Origin of the sequence: Candidatus Symbiobacter mobilis CR (genome assembly GCF_000477435.1) — a bacterium.
In the GTDB taxonomy this organism is placed as follows: domain Bacteria; phylum Pseudomonadota; class Gammaproteobacteria; order Burkholderiales; family Burkholderiaceae_C; genus Rhodoferax; species Rhodoferax mobilis.
Window position 1 is genome coordinate 2528585 of sequence record NC_022576.1, and the last position, 26314, is coordinate 2554898.

The 26314-nt window shown below is 63.1% G+C and carries 22 protein-coding genes; 5 read left to right on the plus strand and 17 right to left on the minus strand.

What is annotated here, in order from left to right:
• Positions 1-2: 2 nt before the first annotated feature.
• The 12 genes from fliQ to fliF all read right to left on the minus strand — a co-directional run bounded on the left by fliQ (position 3) and on the right by fliF (position 10441).
• The gene (gene fliQ / locus CENROD_RS10335) at positions 3-272 is read right to left on the minus strand and encodes a flagellar biosynthesis protein FliQ (RefSeq protein WP_022775864.1); all 270 of its coding nucleotides are present in this window, start codon (positions 270-272) and stop codon (positions 3-5) included.
• A gap of 12 nt (positions 273-284) precedes the next feature.
• Entirely contained in the window at positions 285-1115 is an 831-nt protein-coding gene (gene fliP, locus CENROD_RS10340) for a flagellar type III secretion system pore protein FliP (protein WP_081699956.1), read from the minus strand.
• A gap of 37 nt (positions 1116-1152) precedes the next feature.
• Positions 1153-1476, minus strand: coding sequence for a FliO/MopB family protein (locus tag CENROD_RS10345; RefSeq protein ID WP_022775873.1), 324 nt, complete (start codon positions 1474-1476; stop codon positions 1153-1155).
• 30 nt (positions 1477-1506) lie between these two features.
• Positions 1507-1932: a flagellar motor switch protein FliN gene (gene fliN, locus CENROD_RS10350; RefSeq protein WP_022775878.1), complete on the minus strand. Its 426-nt coding sequence runs from the start codon at positions 1930-1932 to the stop codon at positions 1507-1509.
• Positions 1925-2926, minus strand: coding sequence for a flagellar motor switch protein FliM (gene fliM, locus CENROD_RS10355; protein WP_022775882.1), 1002 nt, complete (start codon positions 2924-2926; stop codon positions 1925-1927). The genes fliN and fliM overlap by 8 nt, the downstream gene beginning before the upstream one ends.
• A gap of 25 nt (positions 2927-2951) precedes the next feature.
• Complete coding sequence (locus CENROD_RS10360) at positions 2952-3596, minus strand: flagellar basal body-associated FliL family protein (protein WP_022775884.1); 645 nt, start codon at positions 3594-3596, stop codon at positions 2952-2954.
• A gap of 165 nt (positions 3597-3761) precedes the next feature.
• Positions 3762-4895 carry a flagellar hook-length control protein FliK gene (locus CENROD_RS12670; RefSeq protein WP_022775887.1) on the minus strand — a complete coding sequence of 378 codons (1134 nt, stop codon included), beginning with the start codon at positions 4893-4895 and terminating at the stop codon, positions 3762-3764.
• Positions 4892-5365, minus strand: a complete 474-nt coding sequence (gene fliJ, locus CENROD_RS10370) for a flagellar export protein FliJ (protein WP_022775889.1) — start codon at positions 5363-5365, stop codon at positions 4892-4894. Before fliJ ends, CENROD_RS12670 begins: the two co-directional genes overlap by 4 nt.
• Positions 5366-5400: 35 nt before the next feature.
• Positions 5401-6852 (minus strand): flagellar protein export ATPase FliI, encoded by a 1452-nt coding sequence (fliI, locus tag CENROD_RS10375; protein ID WP_022775892.1) that lies wholly within the window; start codon positions 6850-6852, stop codon positions 5401-5403.
• A complete protein-coding gene (locus tag CENROD_RS10380; protein WP_022775895.1) occupies positions 6809-7627 on the minus strand; it encodes a FliH/SctL family protein in 819 nt (272 codons plus the stop codon). The genes fliI and CENROD_RS10380 overlap by 44 nt, the downstream gene beginning before the upstream one ends.
• Positions 7628-7661: 34 nt before the next feature.
• The gene (fliG, locus tag CENROD_RS10385) at positions 7662-8654 is read right to left on the minus strand and encodes a flagellar motor switch protein FliG (protein WP_022775897.1); all 993 of its coding nucleotides are present in this window, start codon (positions 8652-8654) and stop codon (positions 7662-7664) included.
• 74 nt (positions 8655-8728) lie between these two features.
• Positions 8729-10441, minus strand: a complete 1713-nt coding sequence (fliF, locus tag CENROD_RS10390; protein WP_022775899.1) for a flagellar basal-body MS-ring/collar protein FliF — start codon at positions 10439-10441, stop codon at positions 8729-8731.
• A 356-nt stretch (positions 10442-10797) separates the two neighbouring features.
• Here fliF and fliE point away from each other — a divergent pair, with 356 nt between their 5' ends.
• On the plus strand, positions 10798-11076 hold the full coding sequence (fliE, locus tag CENROD_RS10395; RefSeq protein WP_238551857.1) for a flagellar hook-basal body complex protein FliE: 279 nt from the start codon (positions 10798-10800) through the stop codon (positions 11074-11076).
• On the opposite strand, the gene CENROD_RS10400 is transcribed toward fliE, so the two are convergent.
• Both CENROD_RS10400 and CENROD_RS10405 read right to left on the minus strand, forming a co-directional pair.
• Positions 11057-12874: a sensor histidine kinase gene (locus CENROD_RS10400; protein WP_022775904.1), complete on the minus strand. Its 1818-nt coding sequence runs from the start codon at positions 12872-12874 to the stop codon at positions 11057-11059. The genes fliE and CENROD_RS10400 overlap by 20 nt on opposite strands.
• Before the next feature lie 17 nt (positions 12875-12891).
• Complete coding sequence (locus CENROD_RS10405; protein WP_022775906.1) at positions 12892-13143, minus strand: PP0621 family protein; 252 nt, start codon at positions 13141-13143, stop codon at positions 12892-12894.
• 124 nt (positions 13144-13267) lie between these two features.
• Between CENROD_RS10405 and ffh the strand changes: the two genes are divergently transcribed.
• From ffh to arsB, 4 genes are all read left to right on the plus strand, one after another.
• Positions 13268-14614 carry a signal recognition particle protein gene (gene ffh / locus CENROD_RS10410; protein WP_022775908.1) on the plus strand — a complete coding sequence of 449 codons (1347 nt, stop codon included), beginning with the start codon at positions 13268-13270 and terminating at the stop codon, positions 14612-14614.
• Between the two features lie 111 nt (positions 14615-14725).
• Positions 14726-17143 (plus strand): O-linked N-acetylglucosamine transferase family protein, encoded by a 2418-nt coding sequence (locus CENROD_RS10420; protein ID WP_022775910.1) that lies wholly within the window; start codon positions 14726-14728, stop codon positions 17141-17143.
• A 129-nt stretch (positions 17144-17272) separates the two neighbouring features.
• On the plus strand, positions 17273-17752 hold the full coding sequence (locus CENROD_RS10425; RefSeq protein WP_022775913.1) for an arsenate reductase ArsC: 480 nt from the start codon (positions 17273-17275) through the stop codon (positions 17750-17752).
• A 74-nt stretch (positions 17753-17826) separates the two neighbouring features.
• Positions 17827-18903, plus strand: coding sequence for an ACR3 family arsenite efflux transporter (gene arsB, locus CENROD_RS10430; protein WP_022775916.1), 1077 nt, complete (start codon positions 17827-17829; stop codon positions 18901-18903).
• 98 nt (positions 18904-19001) lie between these two features.
• Here the strand turns inward: arsB and purU are convergent, their stop codons facing one another.
• From purU to CENROD_RS10445, 3 genes are all read right to left on the minus strand, one after another.
• Positions 19002-19847, minus strand: coding sequence for a formyltetrahydrofolate deformylase (purU, locus tag CENROD_RS10435; RefSeq protein WP_041194631.1), 846 nt, complete (start codon positions 19845-19847; stop codon positions 19002-19004).
• A gap of 31 nt (positions 19848-19878) precedes the next feature.
• Positions 19879-23991 (minus strand): phosphoribosylformylglycinamidine synthase, encoded by a 4113-nt coding sequence (purL, locus tag CENROD_RS10440; protein WP_022775922.1) that lies wholly within the window; start codon positions 23989-23991, stop codon positions 19879-19881.
• A gap of 148 nt (positions 23992-24139) precedes the next feature.
• Positions 24140-26248 (minus strand): ribonuclease R family protein, encoded by a 2109-nt coding sequence (locus CENROD_RS10445; RefSeq protein WP_022775926.1) that lies wholly within the window; start codon positions 26246-26248, stop codon positions 24140-24142.
• Between the last annotated feature and the right edge of the window lie 66 nt (positions 26249-26314).

Consider the following 26314-nt stretch of genomic DNA (forward strand, 5'->3'; position numbering starts at 1 on the left):
TGTTACAACACCATGCTGGGCAGAGACTCGAAGGTTCTGCGGATGTAATCGACGAGCATGTTCAGCATCCACGGGCCTGCCAGCGCAAACACGGCAACGGCGACGAGCAGCTTGGGAACGAAGGCTAACGTGGCCTCGTTGATCTGTGTCACCGCCTGGAACAGACTGACGATCAGGCCGACGACGAGCACCGCGCCGAGTACGGGGGTGGAGATCAACACCAGCATCCACAGGGCTTCCTGCCCTATCGTCAACACCATCTGGGCATCCATGTGCGTTCCTTGTTAGGGTACGAAGCTGGCAGCAAGCGAGCCGATCAGCAGGTTCCATCCGTCGGCGAGTACGAAGATCATCAGCTTGAACGGCAGCGCGACGAGCACAGGCGACAGCATCATCATCCCCAGCGACATCAGGATGCTGGCGACGACGATGTCGATCACCAGAAAGGGGATGAACACCATGAACCCGATCTGGAATGCGGATTTGAGTTCGCTGATCGCGAAAGCGGGAACGAGCGTGCGCATGGGGACGTCGTCCACCTTGGTTGCCGGGTCAATCTTGCCGAGCTTCATGAACAGCGCCAGGTCGGATTGGCGGGTTTGCTTGCCCATGAAATCGCGCATCGGTTTGGCAGCGCGGGGAAGGGCTTCCTCGAAGGACAGCTCGCCCAGGCTGTAGGGGCGATAGGCGTCGTTGTAGACCTTGTCCAGGGTGGGGCCCATGACGAAGAGGGTCAAAAACAGTGACAGGCCGACGATCACCTGGTTGGGGGGGACGGCCTGTGTTCCCAGCGCCTGGCGCATCAGCGAGAGCACGATGACGATGCGCGTGAAACTCGTCATCATCAGCAGGATGGCTGGCAGGAACGACAGCGCCGTGAAAAACAGCAGCGTCTGGATGGGGACGGAATAGCTGCCCGTACCACCGCTCGCCGCTCCACCGCTGCCGACGAGCAGGGGCAAGCTGGCCTGGGGGGTGAGTTGGGTGGTGATGGGGGTAGCGCCTTGGGTAAGGGCCTGGGCATCTGCCGGGCCGTACCACGCCAACGCCACCACAGCAAAGAGCAGGGCCAGCGTTGCGCCGCCCACAACGCCCACACCGCTCGTTCCGCCCATGCCGCCAGTGCCACCCGCCCGGCGCGGGGCGGCGTGCTCAGGGCTTGTCCGCACCGGCTGGCCCATGCTGTACCTCCTGCATCTGCCGTATTTGCTGCGCGAAGGAGATGGGAGCGCTATGCAGGCAGGTGATGGACTGGGGCGTGACCCCCAACGTCAGCCACGTGCGTTGCCCTTCGGGGCCGATTTCGACGGTGACGACCCGCTGCTGCGGGCCTACGCCGACTGCGGAGACGATGCGCATCGACCCCACCTGGTGGTTGCCCCCCAGCCCCACCACCCGTCGTTGCAGCCATTTCAATGCCCATGGCAGCAGCCCCAGGCAGACGAGCAGCAGCAGTGCGGGAAACCAAGCATTCATCGCGGATCGAGCCGTAGATCGGGCTGGGTTTCAGCCGTTTTTGCTGACGCGGCGCAGGCGCTCGGAAGGCGTCACCACGTCGGTCAGGCGGATGCCGAATTTGTCGTTGACGACGACGACTTCGCCCTGCGCGATGAGATAACCGTTGACCAGCACGTCCATCGGTTCCCCGGCCAGCGCGTCGAGTTCGACGACGGAACCCTGCCCCAATTGCAGGATGTGCTTGATGGGCACCTTGGTGCGCCCGAGTTCGACGGAGAGCTGCACCGGGATATCCAACACCCGGTTGATGTCTTGGATCGGCGCGTCGGCAGCGTTGCTGCCAGTGGAGAAAGGGCGGACGGGTTCGTCGGACAGCACGCCGCCGGGGGGGCCGCCACCCGGGGTTTCGTCGGCCGAGCGCTGTTCCATTAGCGCTTCGGCCCAGTCGTCCATCGTCTCGTCGTCGTCAGCCATTTCGATCCCCCTTCCAGTTGTAGTCGTTGATGCGTAGGCACTTCTCGACCTTGAGTGCGTATTTCGAATTGTGCGTGCCGTACTGGCAGTCGAACACGGGCACGCCCTCGATGGCCGCCTGGATACGCTGCGGCCGGTCTAGCTCGATGAAGTCGCCCGGCTTCATCGCCAGCAATTGCTCGACGGTGGCATCGGCATGAGCAAGCACTGCGATCAGAACCACAGGGGCTGCCTGAATTTCCTGCGTGAGCACGTTCACCCAGCGTTTGTCGACTTCGATCGAATCGCCTTGCGTCGATGAGTACAGCACGTCGCGAATCGGTTCGAGCGTCGCGTACGGGACGCAGATATGGATCGACCCTGTAATTTCGCCGATTTCGAGCTGGAACGACGTGGAAATGACGATTTCGCTGGGCGTGGCGATGTTGGCGAACTGCGGCTGCATTTCCGAGCGCTGGTATTCCAGTTCGAGTGGATAGATGCCTACCCATGCCTTTTTGAACTCCGTGCTGATGACTTCGACGAGACGATTGATCACCCGCTGCTCGGTTGCGGAAAAGTCCCGCCCCTCAATGCGCGTCTGGTACTTCCCCGTTCCCCCATACAGCGATTCGATCACCCCGAAGACCAGAGCGGGTTCGCACACCACCATCCCGTTCCCGCGCAGCGGGCGTATGGCGACGATGTTGAAGTTCGTCGGCACGGCCAGCTCTCGCAGAAAAGCGCTGTAGCGCTGCACGGTGACTGGCCCGACCGAAATTTCCGGGCTTCTGCGGATGAAGTTGAATAGCCCTACGCGCAGGTTGCGCGCAAAGCGCTCGTTGGCAATCTCCATCGTGGGCATGCGCCCACGAACGATGCGCTCCTGGCTGGAGATGTTGTACGGGCGAACCGAGCCGTTGTCGGCCACCTCTTCGGTGAGCCGCTGGCTTTCGCCCGTGACACCTTCGAGCAAGGCATCGACTTCTTCCTGGGAAAGGAACGATTCGCTCATGGATGCGTGCGGGGGAGGAACGCCGTCACTGCACGATCAGGCTGGAAAAATGCACGCCCGTGACCGGATAGATCACGATGGGCTTTCTCTTCTTGCGCTTCTTGGGCTTGGTTTCGTCTTCCTCGTCGTCGTAGCTCCCGCCGAAGGGGATCGATGCCTCGCGCAGGATGTCGTCCATCAGCTTTTGTTTGCCATCGGGGCTGAGCAGTTGCTCAGCGGTTCGCTGCGAAAGCAAGAGCAGGATTCCGCTGCGGATGGCAGGAAGGTAAGCCTTGACCGTATCGACGGCTTTGGCATCAAGCACTTCGAAGATGATCCCGATTTGCGCCACCCGCTCCCCGCCGGGGTCGGCAAGGTTGACGACCATGTTGTCCAGCGGCAGGTATACCGGTGGTGTTTTGGGCGTGGCAGCGTGCGCTGCTTCCGGCTCGGGTTCTGGTTCCGGCTCGGGTTCCTCGTGCGCTGGGGCGTGATCGGTGGCAGCGGGAGCAGCAGCGTGCTCCCCTTCCTTGCCTTCCGTCTTTTTGCCTTTGCCCTTCATCATCATGACCGCCGCGCCTGCTCCGATGGCGATGACCAACACGGCGATACCGACGATGAGGAACAGCTTTTTCTTGTTCTTGGCTTGGGGGGGAGCCGCTGCGTCCGCCTCTGCGTGTTTGGTAGCCATGTTTTCCTCCTGTGTAAGCAATAACCCCGGCCTACATACTCGGGTTAGGTTCGCCAAGTGTAGCGCCCCGTTTTCGTCCCAATTTGCGAAATAAGGGGATTACATATTGCAAATCAATGGGTTACAGAATTCATCACGGAGGCTACTGCAGCCGCGAAGGGGTCGCTACGCGAATACGTCGAGCGAGCGGCCTTCGCGGGCGCGGTGCAGGGTGGGCGCTTCTACAGGGGTTTCGGTGGGGCGAATGCCGAACGTCTTGCGTGGCGTAGGGCGCTGGTCGCCACCCTGATTGGGGGCGGAGCCGTCGCGCAAGTGGGCGCCCACGCTGACGTCGGCCAGGTGTAGCCCTTGGTTGGAGAGCATCTCGCGCAGTTGCTGCGTGGCGTTTTCGATCGCGGCGCGCACTTCAGGGGCATCGCTGTGGAAGGCGATTTGCGCTTCGTTGCCTTCGACGGTGATGTGTACCGACACAGGGCTGTCGCCAAAACCGTCGAGCTGGAGTTCGGCGTTTTGCACGCCGCGCGTGGCCCAGTACGTCACCGTGTCTGCCAGCGCTGTTTCGGGCGCGGCGCCTTGCGTGGCCGTGACCTGCTCGGTGGGGCTGGGCGCGTCGGAAGCTGTGTGTTCCAAGTGCCACGCGCCTTCCCATCCTGTTTCCCCTGGGCCTGCCTTGGCTGTTTTTTGTAGGGTGCGATCTCCCAGCATCGCTGCGATGGCGGTATCGGTGGGGGTCAGCGTGGAAGTGGGATCGGGCTGGGGAATGTCGGCAAGGGTCTGGTGCAACGGCGCATTGCGTGCATCGGCGGCAGCGTCCTGGGCTGCCTGAAATCCGCTTTGCGCTGTCCAGGAAGGCGCTTTTTTGGTGAACGGGGTGGCGGGCGCTTCGGAATCGGCGTCTGTCGTAGTGGTCATGCCAGCCAGGGATGCGGAATCGGCAGCCATCATCGATGGGAGCGTTGTCGCACCGCCCCCGGCGGACTGCATCGAGGATGGCGCAGCCGTCCCGGTAGGGGCTGGAGCAAGCGGGACGAGCGGGATCCCCAGCACCAGCCCTAGCGCGGCGGAGGGGTCTGTCTCGCCTGCCTCGCCGTCTTCGTGGGTATCGTTCCCGCCAGTGGCCATGGTTTCCCCCAAGTCGGCGGTTGCCAGGCATTCGGGGTCGCTCGCGCCCAGCATTCCCAGCAGCGCGGCAAAGCCCCCGGCGGAGTCCTGTTTGCCCGCTGTCTGGGCGGAACGGCGATCCCCCGCCTGCGCAGCGCGGGCGGTGTGGTGGGTGGGGCTGCTGGCCTCGACGCTCATGGGTTGTCTCCGTCCTCTTCTTGTTGGGCACGCAGGGCGCGTAGTGCCCGTTGTGCGGCAAATTCGTCTGTTTCTTTCTGCAGGGCGCGATCCATCTGCTGGCTCCATTCGCGCTCCCGGCGGGCAAGCAGGGTTTTGATGCCGGCCAGACGCACTTCGGCGTCGATGACGACCTTTTTGGCGCTGGCCACCCGCTGCTCCAGGGTTTGCAAAGTGCCTTCCTGAATCTGTATCGCATGATGCAACCGATCCAGAAACTGGTAATGGTGGAAAAGCAGGGGAGCAGAGGTGCTTTCTTGCGCGGTGTGTACCCAGCGTTGCTCGGTTTCGCCGGCGTATTGGCGCAGTTGTGCCATTTGTTCGTGCCCGTGTTCCAGGGCGCGTACTGCCGTTTGCCATTGCGCCAGCGCCTTGTCGCGCTGCACGGTGGCATGTTCGATGGCCAGCGTTAGCCCTTGGAATCGGGGCATGGTCGAACGACGCCGTTGGCCATGGAACGCACGAATCAAAGGCTGCCGCCGAGCACGGCGGCCATGCCGACAAGGCTGTCTTCGAGCGTCGAGGCTTCAAACATATCCTGCTGCAAAAAGGCGCGCATCGAGTCTTGCAGGGCGATGGCTTCGTCGAGCTGGGGATCCGAACCGGGTACGTAGGCGCCGATTTGGATGAGGTCTCTGCCCTTTTCGTAGCGCGAGTAAATCGCCCGAAAGCGCCGCGCCATCTCGAAATGCTCGCGGGTCACGACGTTGTGCATCACCCGCGAGGCCGAACGCTCAATGTCGATGGCGGGGAAGTGCCCGGATTCGGCCAGCGTGCGTGAGAGCACGAAGTGCCCGTCGAGGATGGCACGCGCTGCGTCGGCAACGGGGTCTTGCTGGTCGTCGCCTTCGGCTAGCACGGTGTAGAACGCCGTGATCGACCCCACGCCGTGCAAGCCGTTGCCGCTGCGTTCCACCAGTTGCGGCAACCTGGTGAAGCAGGAAGGCGGATAGCCCTTGGTAGCAGGGGGTTCGCCGATGGCCAGCGCGATTTCGCGTTGCGCCATGGCGTAGCGGGTGAGCGAATCCATCAGCAACAGCACGTGCTGGCCTTCGTCCCGAAAGTGTTCCGCAATGGCGGTGGCGTAGGCGGCTCCTTGCAGGCGTAGTAGCGGGGAGGCATCGGCGGGCGCGGCGACGACGGCGGCGCGCGCGCGGCCTTCCACGCCGAGGATGTCTTCGATGAATTCCTTGACCTCGCGCCCGCGTTCGCCGATGAGGCCGACGACGATGACATCCGCCTTGGTGTAGCGCGCCATCATCCCCAGCAGCACGCTTTTGCCCACACCAGAACCTGCGAACAGCCCCAAACGCTGGCCCCTGCCAACGGTGAGCATCGCGTTGATGGCGCGAATCCCGGTATCGAGAATCTCGCGCACCGGGGCGCGATCCATTGCGTTGATCGGCACCCGATCCAACGGCAGCGCGGTCACGTGTTCCAACGGGCCTCGGTAATCCATGGGATTGCCTTGGGCGTCGACCACTCTGCCCAGCAGACCGTTGCCCAGGGGAAGGCGCAGCGTGCCATGCATCGTCAGGATGGGGCGCGCGGCGCTGTTGTCGGAGGGAACCCCAAACCGGGGAACGGAAATGAAAGGCGGCGCTGCACGCACCGATGCCCCGCTGGATAGGCCGTGTACGTCGCCAGCAGGCATCAGAAAGGCGCGTTCTCCGCTGAACCCGACTACCTCTGCCAGCACGGGAGGCTGGTTGTGCTGCCGCACCAGGCATTGCGCGCCGACCGGGACACGAATGCCCACGGCTTCCAGCACCAGCCCGGTGAGCTTGGTGAGCGTTCCCCGCACTTCGAGGGTGTGAACGTCTTCAACGCTACGCTGGCAGCGCGTCAGAAATTCGTCCCAGGGAGCGGATAGCTCAGCGTGCGGCTCCATCGGTGGCTGCTGCGCTGTCTGTTCCATCGGTTTCCTCCGCTCCCTCATGGTGTTGCCAGGCCTCGTCCAGCCCCAGGCGAGAGACGACGGTCTTCCAGCGGTTTTCGATGCTGGCGTCGATCACGGTGCCTGCGGATTCGAGCAGGCATCCGCCGGGGGTGATCGTTTCATCGGGGCGCAGCCCGATGCGCAAGTCCGCAAAGGCGCCAGCGATGTAAGGCTCTAGCACGGCCATATCGGCTGGGTGCAGGCGCAGCAGGGCAGTGCGGTGCTGCGTGCCCAGCAGGTCTACGGCCTCGTGTACCACGGGAACCAATACCTGCGGGTCGATGGAAATTTCGCGCCGCAACACCTGCCGCGCCAATGCGCAGGAGAGTTCGAGCACGCCGCGCGCAATGCGCTGGCGCGATACCTCCATCTGTTGCGTTGCCTGGGTGACGAGGGAGGCCAGGCGCTCGCCTTCTTCACGCGCCTGGTTGGCCAGAAAGTCGTCCATCTTCTTTTGCCACTCGGCCTTGGCCTGCGCGTAGCCTTGCTCCTTGCCTTGCGCCAGCCCTTTTTCCATGCCCTGTGATCGGCCCTGCGTCAGCCCGGCCTGCAAGCCATCCTCATAGTGCTTCTTGCGGTCCAGCTCAGCCTGCGTTACGCGCTGCATGGCCTCGCGCTTCGCTTCTTCCTCCGCCTGGGCCTGCGCAGCCTGGATCTGCGCGTTGGTGGCGACGGTGCCGAAATCCCACTGCTGAACGGAAGCGATTTCCTCGACGGGGATGAAGCGGGAATAGGGGTCGCGGGCAATGGCCATGGGGTGGGAACCCTTGCATCAAGCAAATCGACGGTTAGACCATCTGGTCGTCGCCGCCACCGCCGATGACGATCGTCCCTTCGTCGGCCAGACGGCGCACCGTTTTGAGGATTTCCTTCTGCTGCGCTTCCACTTCGGAAAGCCGCATCGGCCCGCGCGATTCGAGGTCTTCCCGCAACGATTCCGCAGCCCGGGAGGACATGTTGGCGAGGAATTTTTCCTTGAGATCGGGCTGGGCGCCTTTGAGCGCGACGACGAGCACGTCCGAAGAGACTTCTTTGAGCACTGTCTGGATGGCTTTGTTGTCGAGCTTGATGACGTCGTCGAAGACGAACATCTTGTCCATGATCTTTTGGGCGAGGTCGGGGTCGTGGTTGCGAATCGACTCCAGCACGGTACCTTCGATCGCCGTTCCCATGAGGTTGATGATTTCCGCAGAGGCCTTGACGCCACCCAGCGAAGATTTGCGCATCTTGTCGCCCCCGGAAAGCACGTTGAACAGCACTTCGTTGAGATCCTTGAGCGCAGTGGGCTGGATGCCTTCCATCGTTGCCACCCGCAGCATGACTTCGTTGCGCTGGCGTTCGGTGAAGAATTTCATGATGTCGGCGGCTTGGTCAAAATCCAGATGCACGAGGATGGCCGCGACGATCTGCGGGTGCTCATTGCGTAGCAGCTCCGCGACGGAGGAGGGATCCATCCACTTCAAGCTTTCGATGCCGGAGACATCCCCCCCTTGGAGGATGCGGTCGATCAGCAACGCGGCTTTGTCGTCGCCCAGCGCGCGCTTGAGCACGGAACGAACGTAGTCGCCGGAATTCGACACCAGCAGGCTTTGCGCGGTGGCAATCCCGGTGAATTTCTCGACCACCTCGTTGACGCGGTCGCGTGTCAACGTTTTGGTCTTGGCGATGGCTTCGCCTAGCTTTTGCACTTCCTTCGGGGACAGGTGCTTGAATACCTCGGAGGCCTCTTCTTCCCCGAGGGACATCATCAGGATGGCGGCGTCTTCCAGTCCGTCGGACATGGTGCTGTTCCTCCTTGGTGGTGGATGGTGGCGAGGGTGACTGTGTGGTCAGAGGGCAGTGAGTATGACTGCCTTTACGCCGGCGCCTCGCCGTTGATCCACGTCTTGATGATGTTGGCCACGGCGGCGGGGTTTTCGCGGGTGAGCTTGCGGGCTTCTTCCAGCGCCAGCTCTTCCGGGGATGGCGGCGCAGGTAAGCCGGGGACTTGCCCGGAGGAGGGGCCTTCGAGCATCGGGCGTTCTGGCTCCTCGCCCTCGATAGCATCGACATGGACGGCAGTCGCTTCCGAAGGTTCGACCACCGGGGCGGGCGCCATGGCCTTGAGGGCCGGGCGGATGGCGCCGAAGAGCACCAGGGCTGCCAGCAGGAAGGTGCCGAGAGGCCAGGCCATCGACTTGATCATGTCGATGATTTCCGGGCGCTTCCACCAAGGCAGTTCCTCTTCGTCGGCAGCGATTTCCGTGAACGGGGCGTTCATGATGTTGACGGAGTCGCCTCGCTCTTGGCTGTAGCCGACAGTTTCCCGCACAAGGGCAGTCATCTTCTCCAATTGGGCATCGCTGATCGGCGCCTGGCTGACCTTGCCTTTGGCATCCGTCACCGTCTGGTGGTTGACGACGACAGCGGCGGTGATCCGCTTGATCACTCCGGCGCCGCTGCGCACCACGCGCACGGTCTTGTCCACCTCGAAGTTGGTGATCGACTCACGTCGACCACCGTGCCCCAGCGCACCGGATGCCGTCCCCGCCGCAGCCATGGCTTGCGCGGGGCCATTGATGTCCGTGGTCATCTGGCCGGGAGGCTGGTTGGTGGCCGCGCCGGGGATGCCCGTCGGCGGGGTGGGCGGGTTGACGTTGCTTTCCAGCGTTTGCTGGCTGCGCACGGCGGACGACTCCGGGGTTTGGTTGGGACGATAGGCCTCGGACGTGGACTCGGAGAGCGAGAAGTCCATCTCTGCCGTCACCTGGGCGCGGACATTCTTGCGGCCCACCACGGGTTCGAGGATGTCCATGATGCGGCGCGTGTACTCCTGCTCGATCTTGCGGATGTGTTGCAGGCGCTGGGCGTCTTGCGGGGCGCCGAATTCGTCTTCCGGCGAGGCGGAGAGCAATTTGCCCGTGTCGTCGAGCACGCTGACGGCTTTGGGATCCATCTCCGGCACGCTGGATGCGACGAGATGGATGATCCCAGCCAACTGCGAGCGGTCGAGGTTGCGGCCAGGGTGCAGGGTCACGAGCACCGAAGCAGACGGCTTCTGCTGTTCGCGAAAGAACCCATTCTGGTTGGGCAATGCGAGGTGTACGCGAGCGCTTTCGACCGAAGACAGCGCCTGGATCGACCGTATCAGCTCGCCTTCCAGCCCGCGCTGAAAGGCCAGCCGCTCCTGAAACTGCGTCATGCCAAAGCGGTTGGCGTTGTCCATCAGCTCGAAGCCCGTGACCGTGCCTCTGGGTAGCCCCATCGAAGCGAGCTTGAGGCGGGTGTCGTAGACCTTGTCTTCGGGAACGAGCACCGATCCGCCCCCAACCCCATATTGATAGGGAACGTTCATCTGCGCGAGCTGCGCGACGATGGCGCCGCCGTCCTTGTCCGAGACGTTGGAATACAGCACGCGCCATTCCGTCTGGCGGCCCATGATCATGCCGATGACGACGATGACGGCGAACAGCACGATACCGACCGCAAGGCGAATGCGCTGCGGCCGATCCAGATTCGCCAAGCGTTGAACGAAGTTGGCGGTGGCGGTGGTGGTGGCGGTAGTGGGAAGGGCGACTGCGTCGTTCATCGAAAAACTAACACCGGTTGGAAACCCCGCCCCTCAGGGCGGTAAGCCGTAACTCTGGCCTGAAAGCCTCGTTCTGGATCGTTGCTGTGAACGGAAAAAACGTATCCCAGAGCGTTGGGCCAGCCCCGGGCTTTTTGGGATTGTTGGGGTGCCGCAGCGACGCTACAGCCCAAAAAACGGCACGAAAACCCGTCTATTCGGGCTCAAGTTTTGGTGCGTGCGTCGGTAGCATCCAAGCCATACGGATACGAACCACGCTGACGGCAAGTCAGCAAGCAACGGCCCAGGCGAATAATATGATGAACCTCAAACTCGGAAACTCCCCCGCCATGGTGCGCCCGAATTTGGCGGGGAATATGGCTGGCGCTGCGCAGGTCGCACGCGGTGGCGCCGCAACGCAGGGCGCTCCAGGCACAGGCTTTGGCGTGGCGTTCAAGGACGCCTTGCAGTCCGTCAGCGCAGCGCAAAACCAATCCGCCAAGCTACAGCGGGAAGTGCAATTTGAAAACCCCAATGTCAGTTTGGAAGAAACGATGGTGTCCATGCAAAAAGCGCAAATCGGCTTTCAGGCCACGCTGCACGTGCGCAATCGCATGGTGCAGGCATACACCGACATCATGAACATGCAGGTGTAGCGGGCGGTGCAGCAGGGTCCAGCTTGTGCTGCGTCGCGGACCTGTTCCGGGTGCATAGGCAGATGCGGAACTCGTTGCCCTGGATCGCTGCATCGTGTACTACGCGGGTGGTGCGTTCGTAGGCGATGGTTGCACCGTGGCGTGTACACAGCTCCCTGCAAATGAACAGGCCCAGCCCGCTGGACCGGCTTTCGGAAGAAAAGAACGGCTCGAACAGGTGCTGTTCGACGGAAGGGTCAAGCGGGCCGCTGTCGCTCCATACCCGCACGGTCAGCCTATCGTCGATTCCCTTGCTGACTTCATTACAGGTTTTATTCCCGACTCCATCGTCACCCTTGTCGCCGGTGCCGGGCGTGGTTAAGACATCGACCTGAATGGCGCCTTCCCGCTCGCTGGCATAGCGCTTGGCGTTATCAAGCAGATTGACGAGGATGCGGCGCAGGTGCTCTGGGTCGAATCCGACGAAAGCGCCCGGCGTGCCGAGGCTGACGCGCAGCCGTTGCCCCAGCCCGTGCTGCGTTTGCCAGTCGTTGCCGATGCGGTCGATGGCGGTGTATAGCTCCACGGTTTGGGTGCAACTGCCTTCCTCTCCCGCAGGGGTCTGCGCGAGGTGGAGGATGTCATGGACGATGCGTTCCAGCCGCTGGGCGTTTTGCTCGATCATCTGTGTCAGACGCCGGTGCATTCCCTGGTGCAGGTCTTCGGCTAGCAGGGCGTTGGCCTGCACGATGGCCGCCAGCGGATTGCGAATCTCGTGCGCGACGGCGGCGGACATTCGCCCCATGCTGGCAAGTTTTTCGGTGCGTAGCCGCGCCTGGATTTCGCGCTGATCCTGCATGAACACCACGCACAGCCCGCGCGAGCCGGGGTCAAGCGGGGCGGTAATCTGCGAACGAACGCGCAGCCTGCGCACGCCTTGCCCTGCATGGTCGATGTCGAGGTCTTCCCCTCCCGCGCAATGGCCTTGGAAGCTGGCGACGACGAGCTTGCGCAACGCGCTCCAGCCCGGGCGCTGCGCAAGATCGATAGGAACGCGGCGTTGTGGTTCCGGTATCCCCAGCAAGACGTAGGCGGCGGGGTTGGCAGAACGGACGAAGTGCTGCACGTCGACGACGATCACCCCTTCGGTGAGCGCCTCAATTACCAGTTCGTTGACCCTGCGCTGCGCTGCGGCGGCGAGCTGACTGCGTTCGGCGCTGCGTTCGACGATGGCGAGTTGCGAAGCCATTTCGCTGGCGATGAACGAGACGACGAAGCTGCCCGTTCCCGCCAGCGCGGTTTGCAGCAGGAGGGAAGTGACGGGCTGCGGCCCTTGCCAACACAGCCATCCCGCGTAGGCAAATAGCAGAATGGTGACGCTGGCGGCGGTGGCCATGGCCGTGCGCAGCGGGCCAAGTACGGCGGCCATCAATACCGGTAGCGCAAAGAGCGGCGTGTAGTTGACGCTGGTGACGGTGGAGCCGTGGATGACTTGCAGCGCAGAAAACGCCAACAGGTCGATGCCCACGGTACGTAGCCAATAGAAATCGAAGCGCTTGCGCAGACGCTTTGCGCTGGAGAGCACGCGCACGGCCAGCGCTGCAGCGAAATAGGCAGCGCAAATGCCCATTAGCCAAGGGTTGCGTGTGTCCCGCATCACGTATAGCCCTACATGCGAGAACAGCAATACCCCCCCCAGCGTCGCGCGTGCGGTCATGAACCCGCGCCAGAGCCGGTCGAACTCGGCCAGCTTGTCCAGCGCGGTGCGTTCGGTGGGGGGGTGGTCGAGGGCGGCGGCGGTTGCGGTAGTCAGCGCCATGCTCCTGTGGGGGGGGGCTACGAGCCTTCCGCCTCGTTGCGGTGTGCCTCGCAGCAGTACACGCCCTTGCGCCCAGAAATGGCGCTGGCAGTGGGAATATGCAGATGGCAAAAGGCGCAGGCGACGACATCCGTGGTCGGCTGTGGTGTGGTCGGCGTTGGTGGGGGGGGCGCCGTTTTTTCCGAGCGGCGCAAGGCTTTATGAAACAGGCCGGGCGCGACGATCCAGAGCACCAGGAACACGATCAAAGCAAACCAAAGAATGCGCATGGCGGCAAGGGTAGTGGGTTGGAGGCCAGGATGCTAGCAAGGTGGCCGTTTGTCCATTCCGCCCCTCCTACAATGGTTCTAGGCCCCGTTCTTTGTTGTCGAGGGCTTTTTTTTCGTCGATCCCATGGCATCCACACTCACCGATAAGCTCTCCCGGCTCGTCAAGGAACTGCGCGGGCAAACGCGCATCACCGAGGAGAATGTTTCCGACATGCTGCGCGAGGTGCGCATGGCGCTGCTGGAGGCAGACGTGGCGTTGCCCGTCGTGCGCGAATTTCTGGCCCGCGTCAAAGACAAGGCATTGGGGCAGGAGGTGCTGGGTTCGCTCACTCCCGGTCAGGCGCTGGTGGGGGTGGTACACAAGGAACTGGCCGCTGTGATGGGCGAGGGCGTAGCCGATCTCAACCTGGCCACCCAGCCCCCGGCGGTGATTCTGATGGCAGGGTTGCAAGGCTCGGGCAAGACGACGACCGTGGCCAAGCTCGCACGGCATTTGCTCGAAAAACGGCGCAAGAAGGTGTTGACCGTCTCTGCCGACGTGTACCGCCCCGCCGCCATCGAACAGTTGCGCACCGTCACCGCCCAGGCCCAGGCTGAATGGTTCCCCAGCACGCCGGAGCAACAGCCGATCGACATCGCCCGCGCCGCGCTGGAATACGCTCGCCGCAGCCTTGCCGACGTACTGATCGTCGATACCGCCGGGCGCTTGGCCATCGACGAAGCGCTGATGCGCGAAATCGCTGCCCTGCACGCCGTATTGCAACCGGTGGAAACCCTGTTCGTCGTCGATGCGATGCAAGGGCAGGACGCCATCCACACTGCCAAGGCGTTCAGGGAAGCCCTGCCCTTGACGGGCATCGTGCTGACCAAGACCGACGGCGATTCGCGCGGGGGTGCGGCGCTTTCTGTACGCCACGTCACCGGCGCGCCGATCAAGTTCGCGGGAACCAGCGAGAAGATCGACGGGTTGGAAGTCTTCGACGCAGAGCGCCACGCCGGGCGCGTTCTGGGAATGGGCGACATCGTTGCGCTCGTCGAGCAGGTGTCTTCGGGCATCGACGTCGCAGCCGCGCAGAAATTGGTCACCAAGGTCAAGGGGGGCGGGCAGTTCGACCTCAACGACTTTCTGGAACAACTCTTGCAGATGCAAAAGATGGGCGGCCTATCCAGCCTGATGGACAAGCTGCCCACTGCATTGGCGCAGAAAGTGGAAGGCGCCAACATGGCGCACGTGGAGAAGGGCGTGCGCCGCAAGATCGGCATCATCCATAGCATGACGCCGAAGGAGCGCAGCCAGCCCGAGCTGATCAAGGCCCACCGCAAGCGGCGCATCGCCGCAGGGGCTGGCGTGCAGGTGCATGAGGTCAACCGCATGCTCAAGGAATTTGAGCAAGTGCAGACCATGATGAAGAAGATGAAGGGCGTGGGAATGGCCCAGTGGATGCGCAGCCTGGGGAATATGCGACGGTGAGCGCAACGAAACCCTAGGGGCGCAGGGAGCGGCGAAGGCAACATCCCGATGTCCTGGTGTTCCGGTGCGCCTACACAAGCTCCACAACACTCGCCAGCATGGAGGCAGGTCATGGCCAACAAGCAGGGTGGCAAGAAAAAACGCCCCCCACATTCGCAGCAACCCCGCAAATCTTCCCCCGCAGTAGGAGCAGGGCAAGGGCTGCTTTCCACCGTGTCGGCTGCCGACCTGGCTGCTTCCAACCTGTTGCTGCAACACGGTATCGCGGCACAGGAGCGCGGTGACATCGCCGCAGCGATCCGCCACTTTCAGGAAAGCCTGGCGCGCAATCCCCGCAACCCCTGGACGTTGTATTCGCTGGGAACGCTCGAAGTCTCCCGCGACCCCCAGGCTGCTTTCACTTGGTACGACCGCGCCGTGCGGGCCGCCCCGCAAGTCGCCAAGCTCTGGTATGCCCGCGCCAAGGCTCTTGTCAGGCTCCTGCGCCGGGAAGAAGCGAATGCCGACTTCGACCGCGCTCTGGCTCTCGATCCCCAGTACTTCGAGGCGCTCAACGACAGCGCCGCGCTACTGCTGGAATTGCACCGCCCCAAAGATGCGCTGGGGCGCTTTGCGCGCATCCTGGCGATGCGCGAAGACCCGGTGGCGCTCTCCAACGTCGCGGTGATCCACTCCGAATCGATCAACGACGACGACCTCGTCAAGGCCGTGCAATATCTGGAGCGGCTGGTCGCGATAGACCCTGACTACCGCAACGCCATCGGCAGGATGGCATACCAACGGCTGCACATCTGCGACTGGCGGGACTATGGCCCCCTCACCCGCCGCGTGCGTGAGGCGGTGCTGGCTGGCAAGCCCGCGTGCAGCCCATTCCCGATCATGGTGATGTCCGGCGAAGCGCGCGAGCACCAGATGTGCGCCCGCACGTATGCGGATTTCCTCTTTCCTCCGACCCCCGCGCCAATCTGGCGTGGGGAGCGCTACCAGCACGACCGCATCCGCATTGCCTACGTGTCGCCGGACTTTGGCAATCACCCGGTAGGGCAGCTTATGGCCGGGGTGGTCGAACGGCATGATCGGTCCCGCTTCGAGGTCATCGCCATCTCGATGTTCGACAACGACAAAAGCGAACGTCGCGCCCGGCTCGTCAAGGCTTTCGACCAATTCCACAACGTACAAAAGCTGGAAATGCGCGACATCGCGATGAAGATGCGCGAGCTGGAAGTGGACATCGCCGTAGACCTGGCGGGGTACACGCGGGGAACGGGGTCGCCCGCCTTGGCGCACCGGCCAGCGCCGGTGCAGGTGAACTTTCTGGGCTACCCGGGGACGATCGGCGTGCGGTTCCTCGACTACCTCATCGCCGACCGCCATGTCATTCCCCCGGAGCACCGCCAGTTTTACGACGAAGAGGTGGTGTACCTGCCCGACGCCTACTTGCCCACCGATGGAAGCCTGGTCGTTGCCGACCGCACGCCCACCCGTGCGGAATGCGGCCTGCCGGAAGAAGGGTTCGTGTTTTGCTCGTTCAGCCACGACCACAAGATCGCCCCGCCGGTATTCGACGTATGGATGCGCTTGCTCCACCAAGTGCCCGGCAGCGTGCTATGGCTGATGACGAGGCTGGAAACCTGCGTCACCCACTTGCGCCGGGAAGCACAAGAACGCGGCATCGACCCCGACAGGCTGATTTTTGCCACGCGGGTTCCCGCGCTGGAAGACCATCTGGCGCGGTACCGGCAAGCGGGCATCTTTCTGGACACATCCCCCTATAACGCCCACACCACGACGGCTGACGCGCTGTACGTCGGCGTGCCAGTGCTGACTGTGATGGGCAATGCCTTCCCCTCGCGGGTGGCGGCCAGTTTGCTGCATGCCATCGGGCTGCCGCAGGCCGTTACCTACTCGCTGGAAGAGTACGAGGCCCTGGCGCTGCAATTGGCGCGTGACCCCGTACTGCTTGCCCAGTGGAAGGCAACGCTGGAGGCCAACCGGCGCACGCACCCCCTCTTCGACACTACGCGCTACTGCCGCAATCTCGAAGCCTTGTTCGAGGACCTGCATGACCGCCGTCGCGCCCAGCCTGTATCTGCAGCCAGCGAGGAACATCTGCTGCTACAGCAATCGGTAACGTTGCGGGACACAGGCCGCATTGAAGAAGCGCGTGCCCTCATCGCCCAATGCCTGCAACGCAACTCCGGCAGCCCACTGGCGCTGTACGCCATGGCTACCTTGCTGCTGCAATACGGGAACCAGGACGCCGCGCTGGAATTTCTGACCCAGGCCGTCGCTCGCAGCAAGCCCCCTTACGCCCCCTTGTGGTTTGCCCACGGCTTTGCCTTGGCGCAACGCGGCCGCAAAGAAGAAGCCTTGCAAAGCTACGAGCAGGTGCTTGCCCTCGAACCCCGCAATACGTCGGCCCTCAAAAACAGTTGCATCCTGCTGCGCGACCTGGGCCGCACTGCCGAAGCGCAAGAGCGGTATCGCATCTGGGCTGCGCTGGAGGAGGTGCGGCAGGGACGGGGGTAGGCAACCTGTGAGAACAATTGCCATGACTTTGCGCAGACGCCCTGCATCGTGAAAGTCAGGGCAGTTCCCCTCACTCCCAGCCTCTCTTCCTTCCCATTCCTCTTCCTATACCTCTTCTTCCCAAGAACCATGAACATTTTGTTTCTGTGTACCGGCAATTCCTGCCGTTCGATCCTGGCCGAAGCCACCTTCAATCATCTCGCCCCCGCAGGCTGGAAGGCGATGAGCGCGGGCAGTCGCCCCACGGGCGCAGTGCATCCACGTTCCCTGGCATTGCTGGAGCGCGAAGGCATCGCCACTGCTGGATACGCCAGCAAGTCCTGGGACAACCTGCCCACCACGCCGGACTTGGTCATCACCGTCTGCGCCAACGCTGCGGGGGAAACCTGCCCCGCCTACCTGGGACCTGTGCTGCGTGCGCATTGGGGCGTGGACGACCCAGCCCATGCGACAGGCACCGACGCGGAGATCGATGCCGCGTTCTACCAGGCTTACCGCACGCTGCGCTCGCGCATCGAAGCCTTTCTTGCGTTGCCCTTGGCCGACTTGGCCGGTGATCGCCCCCGCTTTCAGGCGGAGCTGGATCGGATCGGGACCCTGGGCGGTTGAGTGGGCGCACGGCCTCACAGGGATTCGATGCACGGCAATGTTCCATTCGTCCATGTTCAGTGCGAGGAAAAACCATGTCTGTCCTATGTGAAGGGGGCCATTCGCCCCAGCAAGGCGCGCCCATGGGGGTGTTTGAGCGGTATCTCACCCTGTGGGTATTGGGATGCATCGTTGTGGGGATTGCCTTCGGCCAGGCTTTCCCGGAAGTGTTTCAGGCGATTGGGCGGGCCGAGGTGGCACGGGTCAACCTGCCCGTGGGGGTGCTGATTTGGGTGATGATCATCCCGATGTTGGCGAAGGTGGACTTCGGTGCGCTGCACCAGGTGCGTCAGCATCTGCGGGGGATGGGCGTCACGCTCTTCGTCAATTGGCTGGTCAAGCCGTTTTCGATGGCGTTTTTGGCCTGGTTGTTCTTGCGCCAGTGGTTCGCGCCATGGCTGCCTGCGCAGGAGGTAGACAGCTACATCGCCGGGCTGATCCTGCTTGCCGCAGCGCCGTGTACGGCGATGGTGTTTGTCTGGAGTCGGCTGACGAACGGAGATCCGCTCTTCACGCTGACCCAGGTTGCTCTCAACGACAGCATCATGGTCATCGCTTTTGCGCCGCTCGTTGCGGGGCTGCTAGGCGTGGCTGCAATCACCGTCCCGTGGGACACGCTGCTTGTTTCCGTGCTGCTGTACATCGTCGTTCCCGTCGTGCTGGCCCAAATTTGGCGCAAGGGGTTGCTGGCGCGGGGGGATGCCGTTTTCGATGCCGTCATGAATCAGGTGGGGACGTTGTCGATGGTCGCGTTGCTGGCGACGCTGGTGCTGCTCTTCGCCTTTCAGGGGGATGCCATCGTTCGCCAGCCTCTGATCATCGCTTTGTTGGCTGCGCCGATCCTCGTGCAGGTGTTGAGCAACGCGGCGCTGGCGTATGGCCTGAACTACCTGGTGGGGGAGCGCCACTGCATCGCCGGGCCTTCTGCGCTGATCGGCGCATCGAACTTTTTCGAGCTGGCCGTCGCCACGGCCATCAGCCTCTTTGGCTTTGCTTCCGGCGCGGCGCTGGCCACGGTCGTCGGCGTGCTCATTGAGGTACCGGTCATGCTCCTCGTCGTGCGCGTGGTCAATGGCACCAAGGGATGGTATGAGCGCGGCGTGGCGGAATAGCACTCCAGCACACGAATAGGACCCGTAGTCGTTCCTACAACGCGAAGGGAAGCTTGGAGCCTTGGTCGATGTTTGCGCCAAGCACGCTGACACCCTGCCTATGAACGGAAGATGACGGTCTTGTGCCCGTTGCGTAGCACGCGGTGTTCGCAGTGCCAGCGCACGGCGCGGGCCAGGACGTGGCTTTCGGTGTCGCGGCCCAGGCTGGTGAGGTCGGCTACGGTGTGGCTGTGGTCGACGCGGACGACATCCTGCTCGATGATGGGGCCTTCATCCAGATCCGCAGTGACGTAGTGCGCGGTCGCGCCGATGAGCTTGACTCCCCGGTCGTGCGCCTGGTGGTAGGGCTTGGCGCCCTTGAAGCTCGGTAAAAACGAGTGGTGGATGTTGATGGCCCTGCCACAGAGTTGCTGGCAGAAGTCATTGCTGAGGATCTGCATGTAGCGCGCCAGCACCACCAGTTCCGCACGCTGGGCGCGTAGCACGTCGAGTTGCCGGGCTTCGGCTTCGGGCTTGTTCCCCGCCAAGACGGGGATGTGGTGAAAGGGCACTCCGTAGCTGGCTGCCAGCGCCTCGAATTCCCGGTGGTTCGAGACGATTGCGCGCACATCGATGGGGAGCTGCGCGGTCTTCCAGCGAAAGAGCAGGTCATTGAGGCAGTGCCCTTCCTTGCTGACGAAGAGCACCGTGCGCGTGGGTTGCGCGGGGTCATGCAATGCCCATTGCATCTGGAAGGGAAGGGCGAAAGCATCAAGCTGTGCTTGCAGTGCCTCGAACCCGATTCCTTCGCACGAGAACTGCACGCGCATGAAAAACAACCCGGTGTTGGGGTCGTTGTACTGCGCGGCTTCTTCGATATTTCCGCCGCGTTCCAGCAGAAAACCGGACACTGCATGGACCAATCCCCGCCGATCGTGGCAAGAAAGGGTCAATACGTACAGCATGGGTACCGTGCGCAAGGCAGCTAGGTTCGGTTCAACCCAACCACGCACGGGCATTGCGCCAGAGCTGCATCCAGGGGGTGAAGCCGGAGAGATCGAGATCCGTCCAGCTCAGTTGCAGGGCGCGGAAAGCACGCTCGGGGTGCGGCATCATGACTGTGAAGCGCCCGTCGGGGGTGGTCACGCCCGTCAGCCCGCCGGGACTGCCGTTGGGGTTGAAGGGGTAGGCTTCGGTGGGCGCGCCGTAGTGGTCCGTGTAGCGCAGTGCACCAAGCACCTTCTCAGGGTTGCCCGCACGGCCAAAGTCGGCGTAGCCTTCGCCGTGCGCGACTGGGATCGGCATGCGCGTGCCTGCCATTCCCGTGAAGAAGATCGAGGGGGAGGGCAACACTTCGACCATGCACAGGCGCGACTCGAAGCGCTCGCTGATGTTTGTCGTGAAGCGGGGCCAATCTTGGGCGCCGGGGATGATCGTGCTCAGCTCGGCGAACATCTGGCAGCCGTTGCACACCCCAAGCCCGAAGGTATCGCTGCGCGCAAAAAACGCGGAAAAGAGGTCGAACAGGTTTTTGTGGAATGTGATCGACCTGGCCCAACCGACTCCGGCGCCGAGGGTGTCACCGTAGCTGAACCCGCCGCAGGCAACGAGGCCTTGGAAGTCGGAGAGCTTGCAGCGTGCGGCGAGCAAGTCGCTCATGTGGACGTCGAACGCATCGAACCCGGCTTCGGTGAAAGCGTAGGCCATCTCGATGTGCGAGTTGACGCCCTGCTCGCGCAGCACAGCCACTTTGGGGCGCGCCAGCGCTACGGTGGGAGCCGCGATGTGGGTTGTTGCGGGAGCGGTGGTGGGAGCTGTACTAGAAGCTGCAATCGGAGCTGCTGTTTCCGCCAAGACGATATGCGTGTGCAGACCGGGGTCGGCCATCTTGCCCACGCTGGCGTGTTCGGCATCGGCGCAGGCGGGGTTGTCGCGCAGGCGGCATATCTTCCAGCTCGTCGTATCCCAAAGCTGCTGGAGTTCCTGGAGCTTGGCGCTGAACAGGAGCTTGGCGTCCCGCCAGACTTGAATTTCGCCGACCCCCGTGGGCACCCCCGTGTTGGCGGGTCGGGTCTTGCCGATGTGGTGGCTGTGCAATCCAAAGCCATACAGGCGCAAGGTTTGCATCACCGCGCTGCGATCCGAGGTGCGCACTTGCAGCACCACGCCCAATTCCTCGTTGAACAGGGCGCGCAGAATGGCTTCGTCTCGCCCGCAATCCATCGGCACGATGGGGATGGGGTCGGTGCGAGGCTCGGAACCCGCGTCAGGGACGAGGGTATCGATGTGGATGGCCACGCCCACGTGACCAGCGAAGGCCATTTCGCAACAGCAGGCGAAGAGGCCGCCGTCGCTGCGATCGTGGTAGGCCAGGATTTGCCCTTTGGCGCGCAGGGCGTTGATGCACTTGACGAGGTTGACGAGGTCGCGAGGGTGATCGACATTCGGCGTGGCGTTGCCGAGCTGCCCGAGGGTTTGTGCCAGCACGCTCCCGCCCATGCGGTTTTGGCCTCGTCCCAGATCGACGAGGATCAGCGAGGTGTCGTCCGTGGCCTTGAGCTGCGGGGTGAGGGTGCCGCGCACGTCGCTGAGCGTGGCGAATGCCGTCACGACCAGCGAGACGGGGGAAACAACCTTTTTGGGAATGCCCGGGCCACCTAGCGTGACATCCGGCTCGACCCATTGGGTGCGCATCGACAGGGAATCCTTGCCGACGGGGATCGAGATGCCCAGCACGGGGCACAACTCCAGCGCCACGGCTTTGACGGTTTCGAAGAGGGCGGCGTCTTCGCCAAGCTCGCCGCAGGCGGCCATCCAGTTGGCGGAGAGTTTGACCCTGTCGAGGTGGATCGGAGCGGCCAGCAGGTTCGTGATGGCCTCGCCCAGCGCCATGCGCCCGGAAGCGGGGGCATCGACTGTGGCCAGCGGGGACCGTTCGCCCAGCGCCATGGCCTCGCCGGAAAACCCGGCAAAGTCCGCCAAGGTCACGGCACAGTCTGCTACCGGCACTTGCCAAGGGCCGACCATGGGGTCGCGGTGGCTCAACCCGCCAACGGTACGGTCGGTAATCGTCACCAAAAAGCGTTTGCAACCTACCGTGGGGTGGGCCAATACATCGTGAACCGCCTGCTGCAAGCTCACCCCGGCAAGACTGACCGGAGGAAAGATGCGGACGATGGTATTGATATCGCGATGCATCTTGGGCGGCTTGCCCAGCAGCACGCTCAAAGGCAGGTGTACGTAGTCGATGCCTGCGTTGTGATCCCCTTCGGTCGAGACGATCAGGTTTTTTTCATCGCTGGCTACCCCGACGACTGCAAAAGGGCAGCGCTCGCGCTCGCACAGCGCTCGGAAGAAATGCAGCGATTTGGGCGCAATGGCCAGCACGTAGCGCTCCTGGCTTTCGTTGCACCAGATCTCCATCGGGGACATCCCCGTTTCTTCGAGCGGTATGGCGCCGAGGTCGAAGCGTGCGCCGCGCCCGGCTTCGTTACACAGCTCGGGCAAGGCATTACTCAGCCCTCCGGCGCCTACGTCGTGGATCGACAAGATTGGGCTGCCATCCTTGCCGAGTTGCCAGCACTGATTGATGACTTCCTGCGCACGCCGCTGCATTTCGGGGTTGCCGCGTTGGACGGAATCGAAATCCAGGTGCGCGGCGTTGCTGCCCGCAGTCAGCGAACTGGCGGCGCCGCCGCCGAGGCCAATACGCATCGCAGGCCCGCCGAGTACGACGAGCAGACTGCCTGACGGGAAAGGCACCTTGTGCTTCTGGCTGGCATCAATCGAACCGATCCCCCCGGCGAGCATGATCGGCTTGTGGTAGCCGCGCTGCTCGAAGTACATCCCCCCATCGCCCAAGGCATCGGACAAGCGGAAGTGGATGCCCTGTTCGTATTCCCGAAAGTACCCCAGTAGGTTGGGACGGCCGAATTCGTTGCCGAAGGCGGCAGCGCCGAGTGGCCCGTCGAGCATGATCTGCAAGGGGCTGGCCAAGTGCGCGGGCTTGCCGAATTCGCCGTCGGAACCATCCCATTGGATTTTGGAGACGGTGAACCCGCACAGCCCTGCCTTGGATTTGGCGCCGCGCCCCGTGGCGCCTTCGTCGCGAATCTCGCCGCCTACCCCGGTTGCCGCGCCCGCGAAGGGGGAGACGGCAGTAGGGTGGTTGTGCGTCTCCACTTTCATCAGGACGTGCTGGATTTCCCTGCGCTTTTGGTAGCTCGCCACCCCAACCTTGTTGACGTTGCTCTGCGCCGTGCGTGCGACGAGGCGTTCCACCTGGCTGCCGACCATGACGGCGGCGTTGTCCGAGTACGCCACCAGCATGTGTTGCGGGTTGATCTGGTGCGTGTGGCGGATCATGTCGAAGAGGCTGTGCGGCTGCGTAGCCCCGTCGATCGTGAACAGTGCATTGAAGATCTTGTGACGGCAGTGTTCGCTATTGGCCTGCGCGAACATCATCAGCTCGACGTCCGTGGGGTTGCGCTGCATGTGGGTGAACGCCATCAGCAGGTATTCGATCTCGTCGGCAGACAGGGCCAAGCCAAGCCGGGTGTTGGCCGCAACCAGTGCGGCCCGGCCCTCCTTGAGGATGTCGATGTGTTCGACGGCGCGTGGTGGTAGCTCCTGGAACAGGGCATGGAGCTCGTCTTGCGCGAGCAGGACGCTTTCGGTCATCCGGTCGTGCAACAGTTCTGCGATTTGCAGCAGCACTGCGCGGATCGGTACGTTGGCGCCCTGGCGCAGCAGCAGGCGGTATTGCACCACCCGTTCGATGCGATGGACGTTCAATCCGCAGTTGCGCGCAATGTCGGTCGCTTTGGAAGACCAGGGGGAAATGGTGCCGATTCTGGGCGCGATGGTGACCATGCACGCATCGGCTGGGCCGCCGGAAGGCCCGGCATAGGGAGTGCCGGAATCCAGCAAGGCAGAAAGGCGCTCCTGCAAGGCTGCGGGCAGGTCCCCGTGCGTGGCGACGAGGTGAACGTAGCGCCCGGCGATTTTCTCGACGTCTGCACAAATGGCGCGAATTCCGGGCAAAAGCCGCTGCACCCGAAAGGCGCTGAGGGCGCTGCCCCCCTCGAAAAAAGTAATGTGCACAGTCACAGTTCAGCCTGCCGGTTAGCGTGGGTAGCGAGGGGTGGAGCAAATAGCCCCAAACCAGCGTTGCAGGATGGGAACGAACCATTCTAGCAACGCCATTTTTCAGGAAATACGGCGCTTTTGCACCCTCCTTCGCACCCTTCTGCGCTCCCTACATCGCAGGCGTACCGCGTGCTGTGGTTGGCCATCCCAGGTCAATGCGTCGTTCGTCAGGGTCGATGCGCGCCACCTGTACCGTCACGCGCTGGCCTGCGGTATAGCGCTTGCCACTGCGGGTGCCGCGCAGTTCTCTGCGCTCTTCGTCGAAGGCATAGTATTCGCCAGACAGGGCAGAGATGTGCAGCAAGCCGTCGATGTACAGGGGTTCCAGGGTGACAAACAGCCCGAAAGCCGTCACGGCGCTGATGGTGCCGTGGAATACGTCCCCCACGTGGCGTTGCAGGTAGCTGCATTTCATCCAGGAGTCGACTTCGCGGGCGGCTTCGTCGGCGCGGCGTTCCCTCGCGCTGCAATGCACCCCTGCTGCCTGCCAGCGTTCCAACTCCTTCGAGGATTTTTTGCGCAAGAGCGCAAAGAGCGCTGACAAGGCAGGGGAACCCGTAGGCGATGCATCCGGCATCGGCAGCGGGCGCAGCGGGTAGCGCTTGCGTTGCAGGATGGCGCGGATCACCCGGTGTACCAGCAAGTCGGGGTAACGGCGAATCGGGCTGGTGAAGTGCGCGTAGGCCTCGTAGGCCAGCCCGAAGTGCCCGGCGTTGCTGGGGGTGTACATGGCTTGCTGCATCGACCGGAGCAACATCGTGTGGATTTGCAAGACATCGGGACGATCCCGCGTGGCCAGGGCGATGCGCTGAAAGTCGGCAGGCTTCGGCTGTGGCCCGAGCGATGCCTCCACGCCGAGCGCGCCGAGGTAGAGGCGCAGCGTCTCGAGTTTTTCTTCGGTGGGGGCGGCGTGTACGCGGTAGAGCGCGTGGTGGCCGTTGCGGCGCAGCAGGTCGGCGCTGCATACGTTGGCTGCGAGCATGGCTTCTTCGATCATGCGGTGCGCATCGTTGCGTTGGCGTGGAACGATGCGTTCGACCCGGCCTTCGGCATCGCAGAGCACGTAGGTTTCGACGGTGTCGAGATCCATCGCCCCGCGCTGCTGCCGTGCGCGCAGCAAGGCTTGGTAGACATCGTGCAGATGGCGCAAGTCCTGTATGCGATCAGTATGAGCCGGTGTGTGGGCCGGTGTATGCGTCGGCGCATGGGCCGATGCGTTGGCGCTTGCGATGGATGGATCGTGCAGCAGGGCGTTGGCCTCGTCGTACGTCAACCGGGCATGGCTGCGCAGCACGCCGGGATCGAAGCGGTACGACACGATGTCGCCTTCGGGGCCAATGTGCATATCGCACGCCAGGCACAGCCGCAGCACATCCGGGTTGAGCGAACACAGCCCTTGCGACAGGGATTCGGGCAGCATGGGCAACACTCTGCCGGGGAAGTAGACGCTCGTCGCACGCTCGTAGGCGTCGAGGTCGATGTCGGAACCGCAGGGCACGTAGTGGCCGACGTCTGCGATGGCCACGATCAGCCGCCATCCCCCCGGGATATCGCCTTGCTGGGCGATGGGGGCGCAGTAGACGGCGTCGTCGAAGTCGCGGGCATCTTCCCCGTCGATCGTCACCAACGGCAGCCCGGTCAGGTCGACCCGCCCACGGCGGTCGATGGCGCGGACATGATTCGGCAGCGAGCGCGCCATGGCCAGGCACGGGGCGGAGAAGGAGCGGGGTAGGGCGTATTTGCGGGCGGTGACTTCGATCACCGTCGCAGCGGAGTCGGCAGGGCCCAGGAATTCGCGGATCGCTCCACAGGGCAAGCCGCCAATCTGTGCTGCCGGGATGGGTTCGACGACGACGATCTGGTTGATGTGCGAGGCATTCAAGCCCTTGCCATCGACCGCAATCGTGGTGCCATGGCGTCCGTTTTGGGGTAACACCCGCCACTGTTTTTCTTCGCAAACCAGGCGCCCCAGGATGTTGCCCGAAGCCCGCTCCAGCAATTGCAACACGCGGCCTTGGATGCGGTGATTACGCTGGCCACGGTGTCCACGGTGGGCGTTTTGCTCCTGAACGATGGAAACGCGCACCCGGTCGAGATGCAGTACGGCGCGCATTTCCAGGGGGGAAAGGTAAATATCCGCGCCACCGTCGTCGCGTACCACGAAGCCGTGGCCGCTGCGGTGCCCGTGGACAACGCCATCTGCCGTGTTATCTGCCATGTTTGTGGATGAAGCTATCTTGGAAAAAGCGGTTTTGGTTTTGGATGAAACAATTTTGGGCAAGGC